Raw genomic sequence first — 22,636 nt, 5'->3', positions numbered from 1 at the left:
GTTACATTCCGAACCCGGAAGCTAAGCCTTACAGCGCCGATGGTACTGCAGGGGGGACCCTGTGGGAGAGTAGGACACCGCCGAACAAATCTTGAGAAAGCCCCCGACCGGGGATACCGGTTCGGGGGCTTTCTGCATTTCTGGGTCGTGTGCAATTGGAGTCCGACGGACTCCCCCGTGCGTGAATTACAGGCGCCCCGCTGTCTTGAGGGCCAGATAGGCGTCCGCCAATGCCGGCGCCAGCTCTTCCGGCGTCGCATCGACGACCGTAACGCCACGTCGGCGGAGCTGGTCCGCAGTGTGGTTGCGTTCGCTCTGGGCCTGGGCGGCTGCTGCTGCCTCGTACACCGAGTCCGTGTTGCCGCGGGCGGTTGCCATGCGGGCGATGTGAGGGTCCGCTACTGATGCGAGCAGGACTGTGTGGCGCTGGGTGAGTTGGGAGAGGACGGGGAGCAGGCCCTCTTCGATCGGGGCCGCGTCGAGGGTGGTGAGCAGCACGATCAGGGAGTGGCGGGGGGCCGTACGGAGAGCTGTGGCCGTAAGGCCTCGGGCGTCTGTTTCGAGGAGTTCGGGTTCGAGTGTGGCCATGGCATTGACCAGGGACGGAAGGACATCGCCTGCTCCGCGGCCCTGGACGAGGGCGCGAACTCGGCGGTCGTAGGCGAGGAGGTCCACGCGGTCGCCGGCTCGGGAGGCGAGGACGGCCAGGAGCAGGGCCGCGTCCATGGAGGCGTCGAGGCGTGGGACGTCGCCGACCCGGCCCGCCGAGGTGCGGCCGGTGTCCAGGACGAGGAGGATGTGGCGATCGCGCTCGGGGCGCCAGGTGCGTACGGCGACCGTGGACTGTCGGGCCGTGGCGCGCCAGTCGATGGAGCGTGTGTCGTCGCCGGGGACATACTCGCGGAGGCTGTCGAATTCTGTGCCCTCGCCGCGCGTGAGGACGCTGGTGCGGCCGTCGAGTTCGCGCAGGCGGGCCAGCTTTGAGGGCAGGTGCTTGCGGCTCGTGAACGGGGGGAGGACCCGTACCGTCCAGGGGGCCTTGTGGGTGCCCTGGCGGGCGAAGAGTCCCAGGGGGCCGTAGGAGCGGATCGTCACGCGGTCGGCCTGGCGGTCGCCTCGGCGGGTGGGGCGTAGTCGCGTGGTGAGGCGTCGGCGTTCGCCGGCGGGGATCGTCACGCGGTGGCGGGAGGCCGCCACCTCTGTGCCGGGCTGCCAGCTGCTCGGCGGCCAGGCGTCGCGGACGTGGGCGCGGAGTGGGCGGCCGGACGGGTTGGTGATCGTGAGGGTGACGTCGGCCGTCTCGCCCAGGCGTACGGAGGTGTCGCCGGAGCGGGTCAGACCCAGTCGGCGTACGGGTGCTGCCAGGGCGAAGTCGCAGGCGCAGGCCGCGAGCAGGGGTGCGTTGACCGCGAGGATGCCCGTCCAGCTGGGGTCCCAGATGCCTACGGGGAGGGAGCCTAGGGCCGCGAGGAGTGCGGCGCGTCCGGTGAGGGCCATCAGCGGGGGACGGGGACGTGGGCGAGGATCGCGTTGATCACGGAGTCGGCGGTGACGCCTTCCATCTCGGCTTCCGGTCGGAGTTGGACGCGGTGGCGGAGGGCGGGGAGGGCGAGGGCCTTCACGTCGTCGGGGATGACGTAGTCGCGACCGGTCAGCCAGGCCCATGCGCGGGCCGCGGCGAGGAGGGCGGTCGCGCCGCGCGGGGAGACGCCCAGGGTGAGGGACGGCGATTCTCGGGTGGCTCGGCAGATGTCGACGACGTAGGCCGTGATCTCGGGGGAGACCGTCGTCTTGGCGACCGCCGCGCGTGCCGCCTCCAGGTCTGCGGGGCCGGCTACGGGGCGTACGCCGGCGGCGCGCAGGTCGCGTGGGTTGAAGCCCTCGGCGTGGCGGGTGAGGACGTCGATCTCGTCCTGGCGGGAGGGGAGCGGGATCGTGAGCTTGAGGAGGAAACGGTCCAGCTGGGCTTCGGGGAGGGGGTACGTGCCCTCGTACTCCACCGGGTTCTGGGTCGCTGCGACCAGGAAGGGGTCGGGAAGCGGGCGGGGTGTGCCGTCGACCGTGACCTGGCGCTCCTCCATAGCCTCCAGCAGGGAGGACTGGGTCTTCGGCGGGGTGCGGTTGATCTCGTCGGCGAGGAGGAGGTTGGTGAAGACCGGGCCGGGCTGGAAGGAGAACTCGGCGCTGCGGGTGTCGTAGACGAGGGAACCCGTCACGTCGCTCGGCATGAGGTCGGGAGTGAACTGGACGCGCTTGGTGTCGAGTTCGAGTGCGGATGCGAGGGCGCGGACGAGCAACGTTTTGGCGACCCCGGGGACTCCTTCTAGTAGAACGTGTCCGCGGCAGAGGAGGGCGACGACGAGGCCGGTCACGGCGGGGTCCTGGCCGACCACGGCTTTGGCGATCTCGGCGCGCAGGGCTTCCAGGGAGGCGCGGGCGGTGCCCGGGTCCCCGGTGTTCCCGGCGTTGTCAGTGGTCGGGTCCATCATGGACGGCGTACCTCTCTTTCGAGGGCGTCGAGTTGGTCGGCGAGGGAGATGAGGGCCGCGTCGTCGCCGGGCGGCGGGCCGAAGAGCAGTGTGGGCAGGGTCTGTCCGTCTCCGTGATTGTGGAGGTGGGCGGACAGAGCGGGGAGCAGGGCCTCGGGCGCGTGCGCCTGGGAGACGGGGACACCTACGAGGGGGGCGAGGCGCGTGCGGGTGGTGGAGCGAAGAGCGGCTGCGGCGCGGTCGCGGGCGGCTGCCTTGCGGTAGAGACGGGCGCGGCCTTCGACGGTTTCGGAGGCGCGGATCGCCACGGGGAGTTTTTCGGGCACCAGGGGGCCGAGTCGACGTGCCCTCCAGAGGGCGGCCAGGGCTGCGGCGATGAAGAGCTGCAGCGTGCCCCAGAGCCAGCCCGAGGGGAGCAGGTCGAAGAAGCTGCGCTCGTCGTCCGCGTCGGCGGCCGACGCGTCGGAGAGCGAGGGGAGGTACCAGACCAAGTGGGGGCGGGAGCCGAGGAGTTGGAGGGCGAGAGAGGCGTTGCCCTGCTCGTCGAGGTGTTCGTTGTGGAGGATGTCGGGCGCACCGAGGACGACGGTGTCGCCGTCGCCGTCCCCGGTGGTCTCCGGGACGCGCAGCAGGGTCGCCAGGCGGTCGCTGGGGTAGCACTCGTCGGCGTCGAGGTGGGTGGTGGTGTAGCGGATTCCGCCCAGGTCGGCGGTGCCGGCGCGCTGGGCGGCCGGCAGGGCGCAGTCGGGGGCGAGTTCCGAGTCGAGGCTGGTGGCGGGGTCCGCGGTGACCCCGGGCACGAGTCGTTCGACGGACCAGCTGCCGGGGGCGACGAGGACGGTACGGCCGCCGGAGCCGGCGGTCGCCGAGCGCAGCGAGGACTGTTGACGGTGCGTCAGCAGTTCGGGCGCGGCGACGAGGAGCGTGGTGTCCGCGGCGGACGCGGCGCGTGCCTCGTCCAGGGTGGTGACCACGCGGGTGTCCACGCCGCGGTCGGCGAGGAGTTCGGCGACGGCCCGGCTGCCCTTGGGGTCGGCGGAGCGTGGGTCGAGGGAGCCGTGCCGGGCGTCGGAACGGATCGTGGCGATCACGACGGCTGCCGCCAGCAGGAGCACGACGGCGAGGCCGATGCCTCGCGCGCGGGTCCACACCTGGCGTGCGGTGGGCGAGGCCGAGGTGGACGGGAGCGTGGCCCCGGCGGTCATTCGGCGGCTCCCTGGCGGGCGTTGTGGGCCGTGCTGGGTGCGCTGGTCGCGAGCTGGGGCTTGGTGTTCTCCAGGTCGCGGTCGAGTTCCTTGATGCGCTGGTACGCCTGCTGGGTCGCGGCCCGTCCGCCGTATGTGACGTCGTCGAAGTCCCGGGCGGCGGAGCGCAGTCGGTCCCTGTGGGCGGGCAGTGGACGGCCTGCCTCGGCGGCGGCCTCGTCCGCGGTGCGGCCGGGGCGGGCGTCGAGGAGTGCGCGTTCCTCCAGTGAGCGGACGATGGCGCGCATGCGTTCCTGGACGGCCTGGTTCCAGTGGGCCTGGGCGGCGTGTGCGTCGGCGGCGGCGCGGTGTTCGGCGGCGCTGCGGGGGCGGTCGTCGAACAGGGCGGCGGAGGAGGTGGGTTGGCGGCGCGGGGTACCGAGGCGCCACCAGAGGGCGCCCAGGACCGCTACGACGACCAGGATGACGACGACCAGGCCGAGCGGTCCTCCGGGCGTCACGGTCGAGGCGCTGGTGAACAGGTCCTCGACCCAGTCCCAGAAGGCGTCCAGGGCGCGCTGGAACCAACTGGGTTCGTTCTCGTGGTACATGCCCTTGGACAGCTCGCGCCGGGCCGCCTCCCGCGCGGGATCACGGGGGATCGTCAGGGGCGGCTCGTCGTCGGAGCGTGCGAGCAACGACAGTACGGATGTGTCGGCCGGATGCGACAGCGCCCGTACGGATGTGCCGCCGGCGCGCAGCAACGCGCGTCCGGCCGTGTCCGGCAGTGCTGACGCCGTAGTGAGAACTCCCCCCGCAAAGCTCACCGGTTCAGCTCCCCGAGGTGCCGGTGCCGTAGTCCTGGACGCCGGCGGCTCGGGCGAGTTCGAGGTCGAGGGCCTCGCGGCGGATGCGTTGGTCGATGTAGAGCAGGACCGTGACGCCGGCCGAGATCGGGAAGGTGATCATGGAGCCGATCACCGAACCGACGCCGCTGACGATGAGGAACGTCCAGCCGAGGTCGGTGCTGCCGTCGAGGATGTTGGTGGTGGCGTCACCGCTGAGGGCGGCGGCGAGGAAGGTGAAGGGGATGACGACGATCGCCGCGACGATGTTCGCGATGATCATGGCCAGCAGCTGGATGCCGAAGACGCGCCACCAGGAGCCGCGGACCAGCTTGGCGGAGCGGCTCAGTGCCTTCACGATGCCCTGCTTCTCCAGCATCAGCGCGGGCGAGGCCAGGGAGAAGCGGAACCACAGCCACAGCGCGACCAGGCCGGCGGCGAGCATGCCCAGGATGGTGAGAGCCGCGCCCGCGTCGCCGGAGCCCGAGGCGGCCACGAGGATGCCGGGCAAGGCGCCGACGATGACCAGGCCGACGGTCATGAGCAGCAGCAGGAAGAGCAGGCCGAAGAGCCGCGGTACCTGAGTGCGCGCGTCGCGCCAGGCCTCGCCGGTGGTGACCGACTTGCCGAGCACCGCCCGGCTGGTGACCGTCGTCAGCAGGGCGGTGGCGATGATCGCACCGATCAGCGAGATCAGGAGGATCACGCTGGAGCTGAGCATGGCGTCGCCCATGGCGCGGGTCAGTTCGTCGAGGCTGGCGTTCGGGTCGTTGAGGGCCTCGGTGCTGGTGCGGTCGTTCAGGATGAAGCCCTGGACGAGGATGACGAGGATCTCCGTCACGATCGCGACGGTCAGGGAGATGCCGAGGACCGTGCGCCAGTAGGTGCGCATGGTGGAGACGGCGCCGTCGAGGATCTCGCCGACGCCGAGCGGGCGCAGCGGGATCACACCGGGCTTCGCCGCGGGCGGAGGTCCGCCCCAGCCGCCTCCCCAACCGCCGTATGCGCCAGGAGGGCCGTAGCCCGGGTGGCCGCCGCCGTATCCGCCGTGACCGCCCGGGCCGGCGGGAGGTGGAGCGCCCCAGCCCGGGCCGGGCGGTGGGGCTGGCGGGGCCTGGCCGGGAGCCGGGGACCCGGTGGGCGCGGACCACTGGCCGGGTGGCGGCTGCTCCTTGGACCACTTCGAGCCGGGGTCCTGTGGGTCCGCTCCCGGCTGCTGCTCGGGGGCGGGGCGGTCTGCGGGCTCGGCAGGACCGGTCGCGCCGGGTTCCTGTCCGTCGGACGGGGCGGATCCGGGCGAGGCCCAGCCCGGAGTGTCTTTCATCGTCGCTCCTTCACGGTGCCCGTCCGCGGTCGCGGTGGCAGGTTGGCAGCCATCGTGCCATGGGGTGGTCGGCTGGGTACCGGTCGCGGTATGGGCTGCGCACCTTCAATTGTCCGCCGGACAAGGGGCAGACTGGCCACATGGCTGATCAGCACGCGCAATCCGGCGAGGACAGCAGGCCGACCGAGATTCCGGCGATCCGATGGGACGAACCACCCGAAGGTCCCGTACTGGTCCTTCTCGATCAGACGAGGCTACCGGCCGAGGAGGTCGAACTGGTCTGTACGGACGCTCCGGCGCTGGTGGAGGCGATCCGTTCGCTCGCCGTGCGCGGGGCGCCGCTGCTCGGGATCGCCGGGGCGTACGGGGTCGCGCTCGCCGCCGCGCGTGGCTTCGACGTGGACGCCGCCGCGGACTCACTGGCGGGCGCCCGGCCCACCGCGGTGAACCTCGCCGTGGGCGTGCAACGCGCTCGGTCCGCGTACCGGGCCGAGTTGGCCGGCGGCGGGGACGTCGAGCAGGCGGCTGCCGCGGCGCTGGTGGCGGCGCGGGCGCTGCACGAAGAGGACGCCGAGGCCAGTGTTCGGATGGCCGAGCGGGGGCTGGCGCTGCTGGACGAGCTGTTGCCCGGAGGTGGGCACCGGATCCTCACGCACTGCAACACCGGGGCGCTGGTCTCGGGCGGCGAGGGCACGGCGTTCGCGGTGGCGCAGGCGGCGCATCGGGTCGGGCGGCTCAGGCGGCTGTGGGTGGACGAGACGCGGCCGTTGCTGCAGGGGGCGCGTCTGACGGCGTACGAGGCGGCGCGCAACGGGATGGCGTACACCCTGCTCACCGACAGCGCGGCGGGCTCGCTGTTCGCGGCCGGTGAGGTGGACGCGGTGCTGATCGGCGCGGATCGCATCGCGGCCGACGGCTCGGTGGCGAACAAGGTGGGGAGTTATCCCCTGGCCGTGCTCGCGCGCTATCACCATGTGCCGTTCATCGTGGTGGCGCCGCTGACGACGGTGGATCCGGACACGGCGGACGGGGCGTCCATCGAGGTCGAGCAGCGCCCCGGCTTCGAGGTGACCGAGATCGCGGCGCCTCAGGCGCCGACGGCGGGTGGGGAGCCGGGGGGCGGGATTCCGGTGGCACCGCTGGGGACCCAGGCGTACAACCCGGCCTTCGATGTGACGCCGCCCGAGCTGGTGACGGCGATCGTCACCGAGGAAGGCGTCGTGTCGCCGGTGACGGCCGAGGCGCTGGCCGAGTTGTACGCCGGGTCGCGGGCGGGTGATGTGGACGTTGTGAAGTAGGGGCCGGAGCCGGTTGGGCGGGTAGAGCGGGGCATACCCGCCCAAAAGTCACAGTCTGTGATGGGGGCGAGGGCAGACAGTGGCGACCGCCTACGACTAAGGTCACTGGCCGGTGACCTATCTCACCACTGCCTTCGCCACTGTTATGAGAATGGGATGATGTCGTTTATGAAGGGACGAGTCCTTGTCGTCGACGACGACACCGCACTGGCCGAGATGCTCGGCATTGTGCTGCGTGGTGAAGGTTTTGAGCCGTCTTTCGTAGCTGACGGCGACAAGGCGCTGGCCGCATTCCGGGAGGCCAAGCCAGATCTGGTGCTGCTCGACCTGATGCTGCCCGGGCGGGACGGTATCGAGGTGTGCCGTCTGATCAGGGCGGAGTCCGGGGTGCCGATCGTGATGCTCACGGCGAAGAGCGACACCGTGGACGTCGTGGTGGGCCTGGAGTCCGGCGCCGACGACTACATCGTGAAGCCGTTCAAGCCGAAGGAGCTCGTCGCCCGGATCCGGGCGCGCCTGCGGAGGTCGGAGGAGCCGGCGCCCGAGCAGCTCGCCATCGGTGATCTCGTCATCGATGTGGCCGGGCATTCCGTGAAGCGGGACGGCCAGTCGATCGCCTTGACGCCGCTGGAGTTCGACCTGCTGGTCGCGCTGGCCCGTAAGCCGTGGCAGGTGTTCACGCGTGAGGTGCTCCTCGAACAGGTGTGGGGCTACCGGCACGCGGCCGACACCCGACTGGTCAATGTGCATGTGCAGCGGCTGCGTTCCAAGGTCGAGAAGGACCCGGAGCGGCCGGAGATCGTGGTGACCGTCCGTGGCGTCGGCTACAAGGCAGGGCCGAGCTGACATGTCCCGGGACAGTGCCGCTGCGGCCCCCGGTCGGACCGGGGCCCGGCCGGAGCGGCCTGTCGGCCGGAAGGCGGCGGGCTCCCGCTGGGGACGGTTCCTCGAGGGCGGGCTGCTTCAGGGCGGAGTCCAGGGCAGCCCGGTCCTTCGTCTCCTGCTGCGCTGGGTGCGTCGGCCGCTGCTGCCCGTCATGCGGCTGTGGCGGCGCAACATCCAGCTCAAGGTCGTCGTCACCACCCTGCTGATGTCGCTCGGCGTCGTCCTGCTGCTGGGCTTCGTGGTCATCGGGCAGGTGCGCAACGGGCTCCTGGACGCCAAGGTGAAGGCCTCGCAGAGCCAGGCCACGGGCGGGTTCGCGGCGGCCAAGCAGAGTGCCGACGAGGCTGCCGCCGGGACCGCCGACGACGGCGCGACGGCGGACGAGCGCTCCGAGCAGAACGTCATCCAGTGGATGAGCGACCTCGTCTCCTCGCTGTCCAGCGGCGGGCAGGGCGCCTTCGACGTGGTGACCCTCCCGGCCTCGGCCGGAGGAGACACCGGTGGACGCGGCCCGCGCGCATCCGGCGGAGTGGACCCGACATCGAGCGTGCCCGAGGATCTGCGCGAGCGGATCGACAGCAACATGGGGGCGTTCCAGAGCTACACCCGCATCGTCTACAACCCCACCGCCGACAAGGAGGCCCAGCCGGCCCTCGTCATCGGCAAGCAGGTCAACGACCCCAACGGCGACCCGTACCAGCTGTACTACCTCTTCCCGCTCACCCAGGAGGAGAAGTCGCTGAGCCTGGTCAAGGGGACGCTGGCCACCGCCGGGCTCTTCGTCGTCGTACTTCTCGGGGCCATCGCCTGGCTCGTGGTGCGGCAGGTCGTCACGCCCGTGCGGATGGCGGCCGGGATCGCCGAGCGGTTGTCGGCGGGGCGGCTTCAGGAACGGATGAAGGTCACCGGCGAGGACGACATCGCGCGGCTCGGCGAGGCCTTCAACAAGATGGCGCAGAACCTTCAGCTGAAGATCCAGCAGCTGGAGGACCTCTCGCGGATGCAGCGACGGTTCGTGTCCGACGTGTCGCACGAGCTGCGCACACCGCTGACGACCGTACGCATGGCCGCCGACGTCATCCACGAGGCGCGCGAGGACTTCGACCCGGTGACCGCGCGGTCGGCGGAACTGCTGGCCGACCAGCTGGACCGGTTCGAGTCGCTGCTCGCCGATCTGCTGGAGATCAGTCGTTTCGACGCGGGTGCGGCGGCGCTGGAGGCCGAGCCGATCGACCTCAGAGAGGTCGTACGCCGCGTCGTCAGCGGCGCCGAGCCGCTGGCCGAGCGCAAGGGCACGCAGATACGCGTGGTCGGCGACCAGCAGCCCGTCGTCGCCGAGGCCGACGCCCGGCGGGTGGAGCGCGTGCTGCGCAACCTCGTCGTCAACGCCGTCGAGCACGGCGAGGGCAGGGACGTCGTCGTCAAGCTCGCGGCGGCGGGCGGTGCGGTCGCCGTCGCGGTGCGCGACTACGGCGTCGGGCTCAAGCCCGGTGAGGCGACCCGCGTCTTCAGCCGCTTCTGGCGGGCCGACCCGGCACGCGCGCGCACCACGGGCGGTACGGGTCTGGGCCTGTCCATCGCGCTGGAGGACGCGCGGCTGCACGGCGGCTGGCTCCAGGCGTGGGGCGAGCCGGGTGGCGGCTCGCAGTTCCGGCTGACGCTGCCGCGGACGGCGGACGAGCCGCTGAGGGGCTCGCCGATACCCCTGGAGCCCAAGGACTCGCGGCGCAATCGTGGCCTCGATGACGCCGGTCTGCCGAACGGCGGCGGCGCCAAGGCCGCAACGCTGCCGACCCAGCCCAACGGCGACCAGGTCCCCGCGAAGCCGTCCAGGGATCCGATCCCGCCCCGCCTCGGGGCTTCAGCGGTCCCGAAGGCCGATCCGACGGCCCTGCCCGGCAACGGCGCGCGGGTGGTGCCCCGGCCCGTGTCGGGCGCGCGGAGCCAGGACGAGACGCGTGCTGCGGAAGAGCCGCTGAGCGAGGATGCCGGGGGCACCGAGGAGTCGAGCAAGCATGGGGAGGCATCTCGTGGGCGCTGACCGCGAGGGGGGCGCCCGGCGCCCGCCGGGGCGCGCGGTGGTGTACGCCGCCTGTGGCGTCGTACTGCTGGCCGGGTGCGCCTCGATGCCCGACAGCGGCGATCTGCGAGGCGTCGAGTCCACGCCGCGCCAGGACACCCAGGTGCGGGTCTTCGCCATGCCGCCGCACGAGGACGCGTCGTCCTCCGAGATCGTGTCGGGCTTCCTGGAGGCACTGACCAGCGACGATCCGGACTACGAGATAGCGCGCAAGTACCTGACGAAGGAAGCGTCGGACAACTGGCGGCCCCAGCTGTCCACCACGGTGCTCGCCGACGGGCCGGGCGCCGACGTCGACCGGGTGGGAGGCCGGGAGGAGACCGACAACCTCTCGTACACGCTGACCGGTACCAAGGTCGCCACGGTCGACGCGCAGCAGTCGTACGCGTCCGCAGGCGGGGACTACAGCGAGTCGATGCACCTCACCCGGGACAAGAAGACCAAGCAGTGGCGTATCGACGTGCCGCCGCGCGGCGTGGTCATGGGCAAGTCGGACTTCCAGCGCAACTACATGTCCGTCGACAAGTACTACTTCGCCACGAGCACCACGCTCGGGACCTCCCCGCACACGGCGGCCGTCGCCGATCCCGTCTATGTGCGCCGCAACGTCGACCCCATGACGCAGACCGTGCGTTCCCTGCTCAAGGGGCCCACCAGCTGGCTCAACCCGGTGGTCAGGTCGAGCTTCCCCACGGGAACGGCGCTGAAGAAGGACGTCACCACACTGACGCCGGACGACCAGAACCGGCTGACCGTGCGGTTGAACGACAAGGCCGCGCGGGTCGGGCTGACCAAGTGCAACGAGATGGCGGCCCAGCTCCTGTTCACCCTTCAGAACCTCACCCCGACCGTGGACGAGGTCGAGCTGCGGGCGGGTGGCAGGCAGCTGTGCGCGCTGACCGAGGACCGTGCGGAGGCCGTCGCCGCGCGCGGGTCCGTGGAACGCGCCGACTATCTGTACTTCCTCGACGACAAGCACCGGCTGGTACGGCTGGCCGCGGCCACCAACGGCACGAACCCCGACCCTGTGCCGGGCGCCCTGGGCGAGGGCGAGAGGCAGCTGGAGTCTGTGGCGGTCTCGCGTGACGAGGCCATGGCGGCCGGGGTCGGTCTCGACGGCAGGAACCTGTACGTGGGTGCGCTGGTCGCCGGAGGGCCGCTCGGGGATCCCGAGCTGACCAGCGCGGGCCCGACCGACGAGGAACGGCTGTCCGCGCCCAGCTGGGACGCGCAGGGAGACCTCTGGGTGGCCGACCGCGATCCCGACAACCCCAGGCTGCTTCTGCTGAAGGAGGGCGTGGGCGAGCCGCTGGTGGTGAAGACTCCGCCGGGTCTTGAGGGGCGCATCGAATCCGTGCGGGTGGCCGCGGACGGTGTGCGCATCGCGCTCGTGGTGAAGGACGGCGACAAGTCGTCGCTGCTCATCGGCCGGATCGAACGGGGCGAGGACGGCAAGGCCGGCGACTCCACGACCGTCTCGGTGCACGAACTGCGCTCTGCGACGCCCGAGTTGGAGGAGGTCACGGCCATGTCGTGGGCCGGTGACAGCCGGCTCGTCGTGGTCGGCCGTGAGCAGGGCGGCGTGCAGACGATGCGGTATGTGCAGGTCGACGGCTCCACGCCGGAAGGGCCTGCGCCCGCGGCACTCAGCGGGGTGAAGGAGATCACCGCGTCCGAGGACGCGCGGCTGCCGCTGGTCGGGTACTCGGAGGACGGGATCGTACGGCTGCCGTCCGGGGCCCAGTGGCAGAAGGTGGTGACGGACGGGACGGCGCCGGTTTATCCCGGGTGAGGTTTCGTCCGGCCGAACCGTCGAGGTTCGGGGACGGTGAGTGGTGAGCGTGGCGGTCGCTTCCGGCCGGGGTGGGACTCCCGGGGGAGCGGCCGCTTCTTTGTTGCTGCCGTATTCGGGTGGGGGCGGCATTCGGGGTAGGGCCTCCGAGACCGCTGGCGGACGGATTCGGCGGCCTCCATGCAGGGCTCGGAGTTTTCCACAGGGGGTTATCCACAGGGGTGGTCGGTCGGGGCGGACGTTGGCACAGTGGTGGGCATGCGGGGGTGGTGGCAGGACCTCACCGACTTGGTGCTGCCGGCCGAGTGCGGAGGCTGTGGAAGGCCTCGTACGGTGCTCTGTCCGGAGTGCCGTGCCGTCCTGAGCGGGACCGCACCGAGCCGGGTGCGACCGGTGCCGGAGCCGCCCGGGCTGCCGGTGGTGCACGCGGCGGCCCGGTACGCGGACGAGGTGCGGGCCATGCTCCTGGCCCACAAGGAACGCGGCGCGCTGGCACTCGCGGCGCCGCTCGGAGCGGCCCTGGCCGGGGCTGTGCGGGCGGGGCTTCGGGAGGCCGGTCCGGATCTTCCAGGGGCCGGTGCGCAGGGCCGTGGGGCGCCAGGGCGGGCTGTGTCGTCCCGAAGTCCTCAGGCGCGGGCAGACGGGGCGGAGCGGTTCGGGGGCGTCGGCGCGCCGGTGCTGCTCGTACCGGTTCCGTCCGCGCGGGCTGCGGTTCGGGCGCGCGGGCATGATCCGGCACGCCGGATCGCGCTCTCGGCCGCTGGTGAGCTGCGACGGGCCGGTACGCCGGCCCGTGTGCTCGCCGTGCTCCGGCAACGGCGTGCGGTGGCCGATCAGTCGGGGCTCAACTCCCGGCAGCGGCTGGACAATCTCGCCGGCGCGCTGACGGTGGCTTCCGGGGGAGGCCGGTTGCTCGCGGGCGCCGGGCGTTGCCCAGTCGTCCTGGTGGACGACCTGATGACGACGGGGGCGTCCTTGGCGGAGGCGACGCGGGCCTTGCGGGCGGCATTGGGGGAAGCGGGTCGGACCGAGTTGGCCGAGTCGGAGCGAGCGAGCGCATTCGGCAGAACGGTCGGGGAGGTGGACGCGTATAGACCGGTAACCGCAGGGCCGGATGAGTGCGGTGACGGGACAACGGCTGTGTACCGGGCGGGAAGTCGGGAAAGCAGAGGGGAACGGAACGCTGGATCGATGGAGGGCGCTGTGCGGCGGACGCGTGAGATGCCGGGAATCATGGGCGTCAGACGGTCCCATGACCCGATCTGCGCGGCTGTGGTCGCGGCTACTCCGGATTCTTTCGAAATAAACCGGAACTGACTGCGAACTTGCATCGTTGCAGGTAACGAGAGGGTCAATTCACCTGAACGGAGGTACGCCGCAGTAGAGGGTGACGACATCCGTCCGGGCGAGATATGTTCGGTTGTGAGGGAAAGGCGCAGGCCATCCCCGTCATATCCGAATGCCGTGCCGTGGGTTTCGAGCAATCACCCGCGGCCATGGGGTGGAGATCTTGCCCATGGGGGAGGAGGAGGTGGAAGTCGCCGAGTCCGAGGTTCCGGGGTCACCGGAGCCTGGTGCAAAAGGGAGATGCTCCGCCGATGGAGCGGAGCGATCCGGGAACGGAGTTCTGCGTGGACATCGTCGTCAAGGGCCGCAAGACCGAGGTGCCCGAGCGGTTCCGCAAGCACGTGGCCGAGAAGCTGAAGCTGGAGAAGATCCAGAGGCTCGATGCCAAGGTGATCAGCCTCGACGTCGAGGTGTCCAAGGAGCCCAACCCGCGACAGGCCGACCGCAGTGATCGAGTGGAGATCACGCTCCGCTCCCGCGGTCCGGTGATCCGGGCGGAGGCCGCGGCCAGCGATCCGTACGCGGCACTCGATCTGGCGGCGGAGAAGCTGGATGCCCGGCTGCGCAAGCAGCACGACAAGCGTTACTCGCGCCGAGGCGCACGCCGACTCACGGCGGCCGAGGTCCCCGACCACGTTCCGGGCGCCGCGACGCTCAATGGCAACGGCCACACCTTCCAGGAAGAAGAGTCGGACGGAGTTCCCACCAAGAAGATCGGCTCGCTGGAAGTGAAGGGCGAAGGGCCCCTCGTCGTACGCGAGAAGACACACGTCGCCTCCCCGATGACCCTCGACCAGGCCCTCTACGAGATGGAGCTGGTCGGGCACGACTTCTACCTCTTCGTCGACTCCGAGACGAAGGAACCGAGCGTCGTCTACCGGCGGCACGCCTATGACTACGGGGTCATCCACCTCAACACGGACCCGATGGTCACCCAGGCGCATTCTCCCGCGGCAGGTGGCACGCTGGGCGGCTGAACCACCCGGCTGACAGCTGAGCCGGTGCCCCTGGAGCGCGTGTGCGCCCCCAGGGGCACCGGTGTGCGACCACTTCGCGCCCCGCTCGTCACCGGAGTGTGGGCCGGGCATGAAATCATGGCCGCACCGGTCCAACCGTTGGGCCGCTGCCTTGGGTTGGCGATGGCAAACGACCAGCCACAGCCTTCAGGGGGAGGAACGATGGCGGACAGCTTCGGACCGATGCGGGACGAGGGTGCCGACGGCGATGTCGTCGGCATGGGCCCGGAGGCGGGCTCTCCACGCAAGGAGCCGATCAGAGTCCTCGTGGTGGACGACCACGCCCTGTTCCGCCGTGGACTGGAGATCGTGCTCGCCGCCGAGGAGGACATCCAGGTGGTGGGAGAGGCGGGAGACGGCGCGGAAGCCGTCGACAAGGCCGCTGACCTGCTACCGGACATCGTCTTGATGGATGTGCGGATGCCCAAGCGGGGCGGGATCGAGGCCTGCACCTCCATCAAGGAGGTAGCCCCCAGCGCGAAGATCATCATGCTGACGATCAGCGACGAGGAGGCCGATCTCTACGACGCGATCAAGGCGGGCGCGACCGGATATCTCCTCAAGGAGATCTCCACGGACGAGGTCGCCACGGCCATCCGCGCGGTGGCCGACGGCCAGTCGCAGATCAGCCCGTCCATGGCGTCGAAGCTGCTCACCGAGTTCAAGTCGATGATCCAGCGCACGGACGAGCGTCGGCTCGTGCCCGCGCCGCGGCTCACGGACCGTGAGCTGGAGGTCCTCAAGCTCGTCGCCACGGGGATGAACAACCGCGATATCGCCAAGGAGTTGTTCATCTCCGAGAACACCGTGAAGAACCATGTGCGCAACATCCTGGAGAAGCTTCAGCTGCACTCCAGGATGGAGGCCGTGGTGTACGCGATGCGGGAGAAGATCCTCGAGATCCGGTGAGGGCCGCTGAGGTCAGCTGAGGTCACCCCACCAGGAGGGCGAGCTCCTTGGCGAGCGGCTCGCGCAGGGCGGGTGCGTCGACCCGTTCCACCCGTACGTCCGTGCAGTCCACCCAGCTCGCCGCCTCGACCAGCGCCTGGGCCACCGCGGGGACCGCCTTCGGGCCGTCCAGCGTGACCTGCTTGGCGACCAGGGTGCTGCCCTCGCGGGCCGGGTCCACGCGGCCGACGAGATGGCCGCCGGCCAGGACCGGCATCGCGAAGTAGCCGTGGATCCGCTTCTGCTTCGGTACGTACGCCTCGAGGCGGTGGGTGAAGCCGAAGAGCCGCTCCGTGCGCGCCCGCTCCCAGATCAGGGAGTCGAACGGGGACAGCAGCGTCGTACGGTGGCGGCCGCGCGGAGGTGTCTGAAGGGCCGCCGGGTCGGCCCAGGTCGGCTTGCCCCAGCCCTCGACCGTGACCGGGACCAGACCCGAGTCGGCGATCACCGCGTCGACCTGCTCGCCCTTGAGACGGTGGTAATCGGCGATGTCCGCGCGTGTGCCGACGCCGAGGGACTGGCCGGCCAGGCGGACCAGGCGGCGCAGGCACTCGGCGTCGTCCAGCTCGTCGTGCAGCAAGGCCTGCGGAACGGCGCGCTCGGCGAGGTCGTAGACGCGCTTCCAGCCGCGGCGCTCGACGCAGACCACCTCGCCGTACATCAGGGCCCGCTCGACGGCGACCTTGGTGCCCGACCAGTCCCACCACTCGCTCGTCCGCTTCGCGCCGCCCAGCTCGGTCGCGGTGAGGGGGCCTTCGGCGCGCAGCTGCTTGATCACCTGGTCGTAGGCGCCGTCGGGCAGATCGTGGTTCCAGTGCGGGCGGCCGCGGTAGGCGCGGCGGCGGAAGGCGAAGTGGGGCCACTCCTCGACGGGGAGGATGCAGGCCGCGTGGGACCAGTACTCAAAGGCATGGGTGTCGGTCCAGTAGGCCTTCTCGACCGTCTTGCGGCCCACCGCGCCCAGGCGCGCGTAAGGGATCAGCTCGTGGGAGCGGGCCAGGACCGAGATGGTGTCGAGCTGCACCGCGCCGAGGTGACGGAGGATGCCGCGGACGCCGGACCGGCGGTCGGGGGCACCGACGAAACCCTGCGCGCGCAGCGCGATGCGGCGGGCCTCGTCGGCCGAGAGGTCGGTGGTGGGGCGCGGGGTGGTCATGCTCGGCACCTTAGGCGGTGGCACTGACAACGCGGGGTGAGCTGGGGATTTGCCCGCAACTGCTAGGAGGGCTCCTTCGGCGCCGGCAGGTACGGCGCCGTCGAGGGCAGCGCCAGGTCCGACGGGAGCAGCGAGCCGACCCAGCAGTCCCGGCGTACGCCCTGGTGGACGATGGCGGAGCGGAGGGTGCCCTCAAGGGAGAAGCCGGCTCGCTCGGCCACCGCGCGGGAGGCTCGGTTGCCGACGTCGGCGCGCCATTCCACGCGGTCGATCGACAGCTGGACGAAGGCCCAGCGGGACGCGGCGAGGACGGCCTCGGTGATGTAGCCGTTGCCGCGGTGCTCCTTGGTGCCCCAGAAGCCGATCTCCGCCTCGCTCATCGAACGCATCGTGAGGCCGAGCATGCCCACCAGGTCCTCCCCCTCGGGAAGGAACAGCCCCCAGGTGAACATCGAGCCGTTCCTCCAGCCCTCGGGGACGAGTTGTTCCGTGAAGCTCTCCGCGTGCTCGCGCAGGTAGGGCGAGGGAATAGTGGTCCAGCGCTGGATCTCGGGATCCTGGGCGGCCTCGTACACGGCATCGGTGTCCTTCGGGCCGACCGTGCGCATCTGGAGGCGGTCGGTGGTGAGCGTGACGGGTTCCATCGGCCGATTCTCCTCGCGGGTCGGTGACAAGCGCCAACGTTTATGCGGTGGGTGACCGTGCGATTGCGTTTCGCACAATTCATGGGCGGAACGCGGCACCATCCGCGACCCCCGTCCGTTGTCCTCTTTGACGGAGATTTGAAGCAGTGGACGCTCGGCGCCCCCGGCAGGCTCCCGGCGCGGCGGGGTCCTCGCATACGATGGCCGTTGCTCAGCCAAGTCAAATGGAAACCGACCGTCCCAGGCCCGACCGGCAAGGAGACCAACCCCCGTGTCCGTCCTCTCGAAGATCATGCGTGCAGGCGAAGGCAAGATCCTGCGCAAGCTGCACCGCATCGCGGACCAGGTCAACTCCATCGAAGAGGACTTCGTCGACCTCTCCGACGCCGAGCTGCGGGCCCTCACCGATGAGTACAAGCAGCGGTACGCAGACGGCGAGACCCTGGACGACCTGCTTCCCGAAGCCTTCGCCACGGTTCGCGAGGCCGCCAAGCGCGTCCTCGGCCAGCGCCACTACGACGTCCAGATCATGGGCGGCGCCGCCCTCCACCTCGGCTACGTGGCCGAGATGAAGACCGGTGAGGGCAAGACGCTCGTCGGCACGCTGCCCGCGTATCTGAACGCGCTGTCGGACAAGGGCGTCCACCTGATCACGGTGAACGACTATCTGGCCGAGCGCGACTCCGAGATGATGGGCCGCGTCCACAAGTTCCTGGGCCTCACCGTCGGCTGCATCCTTGCCAACATGACGCCGGCCCAGCGTCGTGAGCAGTACGGGTCCGACATCACGTACGGCACGAACAACGAGTTCGGCTTCGACTACCTGCGCGACAACATGGCGTGGTCCAAGGACGAACTCGTCCAGCGCGGCCACAACTTCGCCATCGTCGACGAGGTCGACTCCATCCTGGTCGACGAGGCCCGTACGCCGCTGATCATCTCCGGCCCCGCCGACCAGGCCACCAAGTGGTACGGCGACTTCGCCAAGCTGGTCACCCGCCTGAAGAAGGGCGAGGCCGGCAACCCGCTCAAGGGCCTCGAGGAGACCGGCGACTACGACGTCGACGAGAAGAAGCGCACGGTCGCCATCCACGAGGCCGGTGTCGCCAAGGTCGAGGACTGGCTGGGCATCGACAACCTCTACGAGTCGGTGAACACGCCTCTGGTGGGCTACCTGAACAACGCCATCAAGGCGAAGGAGCTCTTCAAGAACGACAAGGACTACGTCGTCATCGACGGCGAGGTCATGATCGTCGACGAGCACACCGGCCGTATCCTCGCCGGCCGCCGCTACAACGAGGGCATGCACCAGGCGATCGAGGCGAAGGAAGGGGTGGACATCAAGGACGAGAACCAGACCCTCGCCACGATCACCCTGCAGAACTTCTTCCGCCTCTACAAGCGCCACGACCACAATGACAAGGAACAGCCCGGTCTGTGCGGCATGACCGGTACGGCGATGACCGAGGCCGCCGAGTTCCACCAGATCTACAAGCTCGGCGTGGTCCCGATCCCGACGAACCGGCCGATGGTCCGCAAGGACCAGTCGGACCTGATCTACCGCACCGAGGTCGCGAAGTTCGAGGCGGTCGTCGACGACATCGTCGAGAAGCACGAGAAGGGCCAGCCGATCCTCGTCGGTACGACGTCGGTCGAGAAGTCCGAGTACCTGTCGCAGCAGCTGTCCAAGCGCGGTGTCCAGCACGAGGTGCTGAACGCCAAGCAGCACGACCGTGAGGCGATCATCGTCGCCCAGGCCGGCCGCAAGGGCGCCGTCACCGTCGCCACCAACATGGCCGGCCGCGGTACCGACATCAAGCTGGGCGGCAACCCCGAGGACCTCGCCGAGGCGGAGCTGCGCCAGCAGGGCCTCGACCCCGAGGAGCACATCGAGGAGTGGGCCCAGTACCTGCCCGCCGCCCTGGAGAAGGCCGAGCAGGCGGTCAAGGCGGAGTTCGAGGAGGTCAAGGACCTCGGCGGCCTCTACGTCCTCGGCACGGAGCGGCACGAGTCGCGTCGTATCGACAACCAGCTGCGCGGTCGTTCCGGCCGTCAGGGCGACCCGGGTGAGTCCCGTTTCTACCTCTCGCTCGGCGACGACCTGATGCGGCTGTTCAAGGCCCAGATGGTCGAGCGCGTGATGGCGATGGCGAACGTCCCCGACGACGTCCCGATCGAGAACAAGATGGTCACGCGCGCGATCGCGTCCGCGCAGTCGCAGGTCGAGCAGCAGAACTTCGAGACCCGTAAGAACGTCTTGAAGTACGACGAGGTCCTCAACCGCCAGCGCGAGGTCATCTACGGCGAGCGGCGCCGCGTCCTGGAGGGCGAGGACCTGCACGAGCAGGTGCAGCACTTCACGAACGACACGATCGACGCCTACATCAGCGCGGAGACCGCCGAGGGCTTCGCCGAGGAGTGGGACCTGGACCGGCTGTGGGGCGCCTTCAAGCAGCTCTACCCGGTGAAGGTCACCATCGAAGAGCTCGAGGAGGCGGCCGGCGACCGGGCCGGTCTGACCGCCGAGTTCATCGCGGAGTCCATCAAGGACGACGTACGCGAGCAGTACGAGCAGCGTGAGACGCAGCTCGGCTCCGAGATCATGCGTGAGCTGGAGCGCCGCGTAGTGCTGTCGGTCCTGGACCGCAAGTGGCGCGAGCACCTCTACGAGATGGACTACCTCCAGGAGGGCATCGGCCTGCGGGCGATGGCGCAGAAGGACCCGCTGGTCGAGTACCAGCGCGAGGGCTTCGACATGTTCACCGCGATGATGGAGGGCATCAAGGAGGAGTCCGTCGGCTATCTGTTCAACCTGGAGGTCCAGGTCGAGCAGCAGGTCGAGGAGGTCCCGGTCGAGGACACCAAGCCGGTTGCCGACCTGGACAAGAAGGACGCGGTGCCGGCGCAGGCGGGCGCACGTCCCGAGATCCGCGCCAAGGGGCTCGAGGCTCCGCGCCGACCGGACCGCCTGCACTACACCGCGCCCAAGGTCGACGGCGAGGGCGACATCGTCGAGGGCGACTTCGACAACGGCGACGAGCCGGTGCGCTCGGAGGCCGACGGCCTCACGCGCGCGGAGCGCCGCAAGCAGTCGCGTGGTGGGCGGCGTCGTAAGAAGTAGCGCCGGTGAGCGCCGCAGTGCCGTTGAGAAGACGGTGACGGTGCCATAGAGGCTGAAAGGGCCGGGTCTCCTCCAGGAGCCCGGCCCTTCGCCATGCCGAGCGGTCTGCGGCGGTGGTCAGTCGTCGTGCGGGCGCGGCCTGCGAGGGCCGCCCAGTTCAACGGCCGTGCAGCGCCAGCGAAGGTCGCCGCCCTGCTCCAGACGGAAGGCCATGGCGCGCACCTGCTCGCCGGCGCCGATGCGGGCGAACGCTTCGACGGCGCCGGGACGGGGCTCGAAGTAGCCGATGTCGCGGACCACGGGTCGGGTGCCGCGGGCGCGCAGTGGGCCGCGTTCGGCGAGCCAGGCGAGTTCGTCGTAGGCACGGCCCGCGGTGTGGCGGAGCATCGAGTGCACGGGGCGCTGGCCGCTCAGGACCAGCAGGAGACGGTCGGCGAAGACGTCGGTGGGGCGGGGGTGGGGGATCACGGGTCCCGGCGTCGGCGGAGTGCCGCCTGCGCCCACCTGTGCCGACCCGGCCGCGCGACCGCCCCCAGGCCGGGTGGATACGGCTGCTGACCGCGCTTCCGCTGGGGCGGTCGCTGGGCGGGTGTCGGTGGGCCTTGTTCGGGAGCGCGTTGCCGTTGCGCTCGGGGAGCCGGGTGGGCGGCCGTCGGGGGATGTCGTACGGGATACGCCGCCGGTCGGTGTGCGGGGCGGGGAGCCGGCTGGGCGGCGGGAGTCGCGGCGGGTCGGCGGGCGGGTGCCGGGCCGGTGCTGTGCCCTGGTCATGATCTTGTTCATGGGGTCCCCGTTCGGCGGGCCCGGGAGATACCGGGCAGTAACTTAGTGACTGGTGATCTTGTACGGGGCCGTGGGGTCCGACGGCAAGGAAGCGGTGGCTCGGGGAAGGCGGCAGGGAACTTCACTTATCTGGGTGATCGCGGGACGCGGAGGCCAGTGAAGGCAAGGGCGACCAGGGTGAGTTCCCGTACCGGAGTGGACGCCGCGGGAGGTGGCGGCGGGAACTCGAAAGGGGACGCCCGCACGTATCCTGAGAGCCCTCCGGGAGGCGCGGGAGCGCCCTCTCGCCCTCTCCGGGTTTCTTGCGGAGCCTTACGAACACGAAAGCGGTCAGCCATGCGCGTCTACGTCCCCCTGACCCTCCCCGGTCTCGCCGAGGCGTACAAGACGGGTGAGCTGGGCGGCGGACCGCTCGTCGCGTACGCCGTCACACCGGCCCTGCGCGAGTGGTATCTCTCCGACGACATCGAGGAGTTGGAGTACGCGGCGCTGAACCGGGCCGCGCTGGCCTCGCTGCGGCTGCTGGCGGCGGACCCGGGCGTGCCGCGGCGCCGGGTCGTGGTCGCCGTGGACGTGCCCGACGGGGCGGCCGTCGCCGATCCCGACCGAGGGCTGGACCCGGCGGCGCTGGGCGAGGTGCGGATCGCCGGGGGCGTGGCGCTGGCCAAGGCGGCGGCCGTGCACGTCGACGCGGACGACGCGGAGACGGACGTGGCGGCGGCCGCACAGGCCCTTGAGGCGGCGGACGGCGGGGACGACGACGCGCAGTTCGTCGTGGACGGGTCCGAGGACCATGAGCTGCTGTGGTTCGCCACTCAGGAGATCCGGAATCTGGTGGGGCTGGGGGACTGAGCCCGGAGTCGGGGGCGCAGGGCCCCGTCTCCCCGCTCCCGCCCCGCACCTGCTGTGACCTGCTGTTCTCATGATTGTCAGTGGTGGCGGGTACGGTTTTCGGCATGGGGAAGCTGGTAGGGGCGCACATCGTCTGGGACTGGAACGGGACGCTGTTCCACGACAATGACGCGATCATCGGGGCGACCAACGCCGCGTTCGGTGAGCTGGGGCTCGATCCGATCACGATGGAGCAGTACCGGTCGCTGTACTGCGTGCCGGTGCCGAAGTTCTACGAGCGGCTGCTGGGGCGGCTGCCGACGGACGCCGAGTGGGAGGTCATGGACGAGACCTTCCATCGGTACTACACCGAGCACCGGGTGGGGTGCGGGCTCACCGAGGGTGTGGCGGAGCTGCTGGTGCGGTGGCGGTCGGCGGGGCGCAGCCAGTCGATCCTGAGCATGTACGGGCATGACGAACTCGTCCCGCTGGTACGGGGGTTCGGGATCGAGGAGCACTTCCTACGGGTCGACGGGCGGACCGGGCCGTCCGGAGGCAGCAAGGCCGAGCACATGGTGCGGCATCTCAAGGCGCTCGTGAGTGTGGATCCCGCTCGCACGGTGGTGATCGGGGACGCCGCCGATGACGCGGTGGCGGCGTTGCACGTGGGGGCGCGCGCCGTGCTGTACACCGGGGGGTCGCACGGCCGGGCGAGCCTCGAGGCGGTCGGGGTGCCGGTGGTCGACACGCTCGGGGAGGCGGTCGCGGAGGCGGAGCGGTTGGGGGCCTGACCGGTCGGTGGCGTACGAAGAGCTCCCGGATCGGCCGCGTGTGCGGGGCTCCTGGAGGGGCGACCGGCGAAGGTGAGCGTGGGGCGACCGGGGCGACAGGCG

General features: G+C 70.5%; 18 protein-coding genes and 1 rRNA gene. 11 read left to right on the top strand and 8 right to left on the bottom strand.

Going from position 1 to position 22,636, the window contains the following annotated elements; all coding sequences use genetic code 11:
• A 5S ribosomal RNA gene (gene rrf / locus ACFQ6S_RS39235) occupies positions 1-86 on the top strand; the annotation flags it as partial.
• A gap of 100 nt (positions 87-186) precedes the next feature.
• Here the strand turns inward: rrf and ACFQ6S_RS39230 are convergent.
• The 5 genes from ACFQ6S_RS39230 to ACFQ6S_RS39210 are packed head-to-tail and all read right to left on the bottom strand — an operon-like array spanning position 187 to position 5,842.
• Positions 187-1,497 (bottom strand): DUF58 domain-containing protein, encoded by a 1,311-nt coding sequence (locus ACFQ6S_RS39230; protein ID WP_383420256.1) that lies wholly within the window; start codon positions 1,495-1,497, stop codon positions 187-189.
• The gene (locus ACFQ6S_RS39225; protein WP_383420254.1) at positions 1,497-2,486 is read right to left on the bottom strand and encodes an AAA family ATPase; all 990 of its coding nucleotides are present in this window, start codon (positions 2,484-2,486) and stop codon (positions 1,497-1,499) included. The genes ACFQ6S_RS39230 and ACFQ6S_RS39225 overlap by 1 nt, the downstream gene beginning before the upstream one ends.
• Positions 2,486-3,694: a DUF4350 domain-containing protein gene (locus tag ACFQ6S_RS39220; protein WP_383420252.1), complete on the bottom strand. Its 1,209-nt coding sequence runs from the start codon at positions 3,692-3,694 to the stop codon at positions 2,486-2,488. Before ACFQ6S_RS39220 ends, ACFQ6S_RS39225 begins: the two co-directional genes overlap by 1 nt.
• Positions 3,691-4,500, bottom strand: coding sequence for a DUF4129 domain-containing protein (locus ACFQ6S_RS39215; RefSeq protein WP_383420250.1), 810 nt, complete (start codon positions 4,498-4,500; stop codon positions 3,691-3,693). Before ACFQ6S_RS39215 ends, ACFQ6S_RS39220 begins: the two co-directional genes overlap by 4 nt.
• A gap of 4 nt (positions 4,501-4,504) precedes the next feature.
• Positions 4,505-5,842: a glycerophosphoryl diester phosphodiesterase membrane domain-containing protein gene (locus tag ACFQ6S_RS39210; protein WP_383420248.1), complete on the bottom strand. Its 1,338-nt coding sequence runs from the start codon at positions 5,840-5,842 to the stop codon at positions 4,505-4,507.
• Positions 5,843-5,982: 140 nt separating this feature from the next.
• Between ACFQ6S_RS39210 and mtnA the strand changes: the two genes are divergently transcribed.
• The 7 genes from mtnA to ACFQ6S_RS39175 all read left to right on the top strand — a co-directional run bounded on the left by mtnA (position 5,983) and on the right by ACFQ6S_RS39175 (position 15,169).
• On the top strand, positions 5,983-7,140 hold the full coding sequence (mtnA, locus tag ACFQ6S_RS39205; RefSeq protein ID WP_383420246.1) for an S-methyl-5-thioribose-1-phosphate isomerase: 1,158 nt from the start codon (positions 5,983-5,985) through the stop codon (positions 7,138-7,140).
• Between the two features lie 156 nt (positions 7,141-7,296).
• Positions 7,297-7,986 carry a two-component system response regulator MtrA gene (mtrA, locus tag ACFQ6S_RS39200; RefSeq protein ID WP_187283109.1) on the top strand — a complete coding sequence of 230 codons (690 nt, stop codon included), beginning with the start codon at positions 7,297-7,299 and terminating at the stop codon, positions 7,984-7,986.
• 1 nt (position 7,987) lies between these two features.
• Positions 7,988-10,066: an MtrAB system histidine kinase MtrB gene (mtrB, locus tag ACFQ6S_RS39195; protein WP_383420244.1), complete on the top strand. Its 2,079-nt coding sequence runs from the start codon at positions 7,988-7,990 to the stop codon at positions 10,064-10,066.
• Positions 10,041-11,897 (top strand): LpqB family beta-propeller domain-containing protein, encoded by a 1,857-nt coding sequence (locus ACFQ6S_RS39190; protein WP_383420242.1) that lies wholly within the window; start codon positions 10,041-10,043, stop codon positions 11,895-11,897. Before mtrB ends, ACFQ6S_RS39190 begins: the two co-directional genes overlap by 26 nt.
• A gap of 258 nt (positions 11,898-12,155) precedes the next feature.
• A complete protein-coding gene (locus ACFQ6S_RS39185) occupies positions 12,156-13,214 on the top strand; it encodes a ComF family protein (protein ID WP_383420240.1) in 1,059 nt (352 codons plus the stop codon).
• Positions 13,215-13,528: 314 nt separating this feature from the next.
• Entirely contained in the window at positions 13,529-14,221 is a 693-nt protein-coding gene (hpf, locus tag ACFQ6S_RS39180; protein ID WP_383420278.1) for a ribosome hibernation-promoting factor, HPF/YfiA family, read from the top strand.
• A gap of 201 nt (positions 14,222-14,422) precedes the next feature.
• Positions 14,423-15,169 carry a response regulator gene (locus tag ACFQ6S_RS39175; RefSeq protein ID WP_383420238.1) on the top strand — a complete coding sequence of 249 codons (747 nt, stop codon included), beginning with the start codon at positions 14,423-14,425 and terminating at the stop codon, positions 15,167-15,169.
• 22 nt (positions 15,170-15,191) lie between these two features.
• Here the strand turns inward: ACFQ6S_RS39175 and ACFQ6S_RS39170 are convergent, their stop codons facing one another.
• Positions 15,192-16,364: a winged helix-turn-helix domain-containing protein gene (locus ACFQ6S_RS39170; protein ID WP_383420236.1), complete on the bottom strand. Its 1,173-nt coding sequence runs from the start codon at positions 16,362-16,364 to the stop codon at positions 15,192-15,194.
• Positions 16,365-16,426: 62 nt separating this feature from the next.
• A complete protein-coding gene (locus tag ACFQ6S_RS39165; protein WP_383420234.1) occupies positions 16,427-17,008 on the bottom strand; it encodes a GNAT family N-acetyltransferase in 582 nt (193 codons plus the stop codon).
• 271 nt (positions 17,009-17,279) lie between these two features.
• Between ACFQ6S_RS39165 and secA the strand changes: the two genes are divergently transcribed.
• Positions 17,280-20,129 (top strand): preprotein translocase subunit SecA, encoded by a 2,850-nt coding sequence (secA, locus tag ACFQ6S_RS39160; RefSeq protein ID WP_383420232.1) that lies wholly within the window; start codon positions 17,280-17,282, stop codon positions 20,127-20,129.
• A 117-nt stretch (positions 20,130-20,246) separates the two neighbouring features.
• Here the strand turns inward: secA and ACFQ6S_RS39155 are convergent, their stop codons facing one another.
• The gene (locus ACFQ6S_RS39155) at positions 20,247-20,912 is read right to left on the bottom strand and encodes an Rv3235 family protein (RefSeq protein ID WP_383420230.1); all 666 of its coding nucleotides are present in this window, start codon (positions 20,910-20,912) and stop codon (positions 20,247-20,249) included.
• A 336-nt stretch (positions 20,913-21,248) separates the two neighbouring features.
• Between ACFQ6S_RS39155 and ACFQ6S_RS39150 the strand changes: the two genes are divergently transcribed.
• Entirely contained in the window at positions 21,249-21,764 is a 516-nt protein-coding gene (locus ACFQ6S_RS39150) for a DUF6912 family protein (protein WP_383420228.1), read from the top strand.
• Between the two features lie 104 nt (positions 21,765-21,868).
• On the top strand, positions 21,869-22,534 hold the full coding sequence (locus tag ACFQ6S_RS39145) for an HAD family hydrolase (RefSeq protein WP_383420226.1): 666 nt from the start codon (positions 21,869-21,871) through the stop codon (positions 22,532-22,534).
• The last annotated feature ends 102 nt before the right edge of the window (positions 22,535-22,636 follow it).

The sequence above is a fragment of the Streptomyces sp. NPDC056479 genome, assembly GCF_042795335.1.
Lineage (GTDB): Bacteria > Actinomycetota > Actinomycetes > Streptomycetales > Streptomycetaceae > Streptomyces.
Note: the sequence above shows the minus strand (reverse complement) of the source record. Positions and strands in the feature narration are given on the sequence as shown.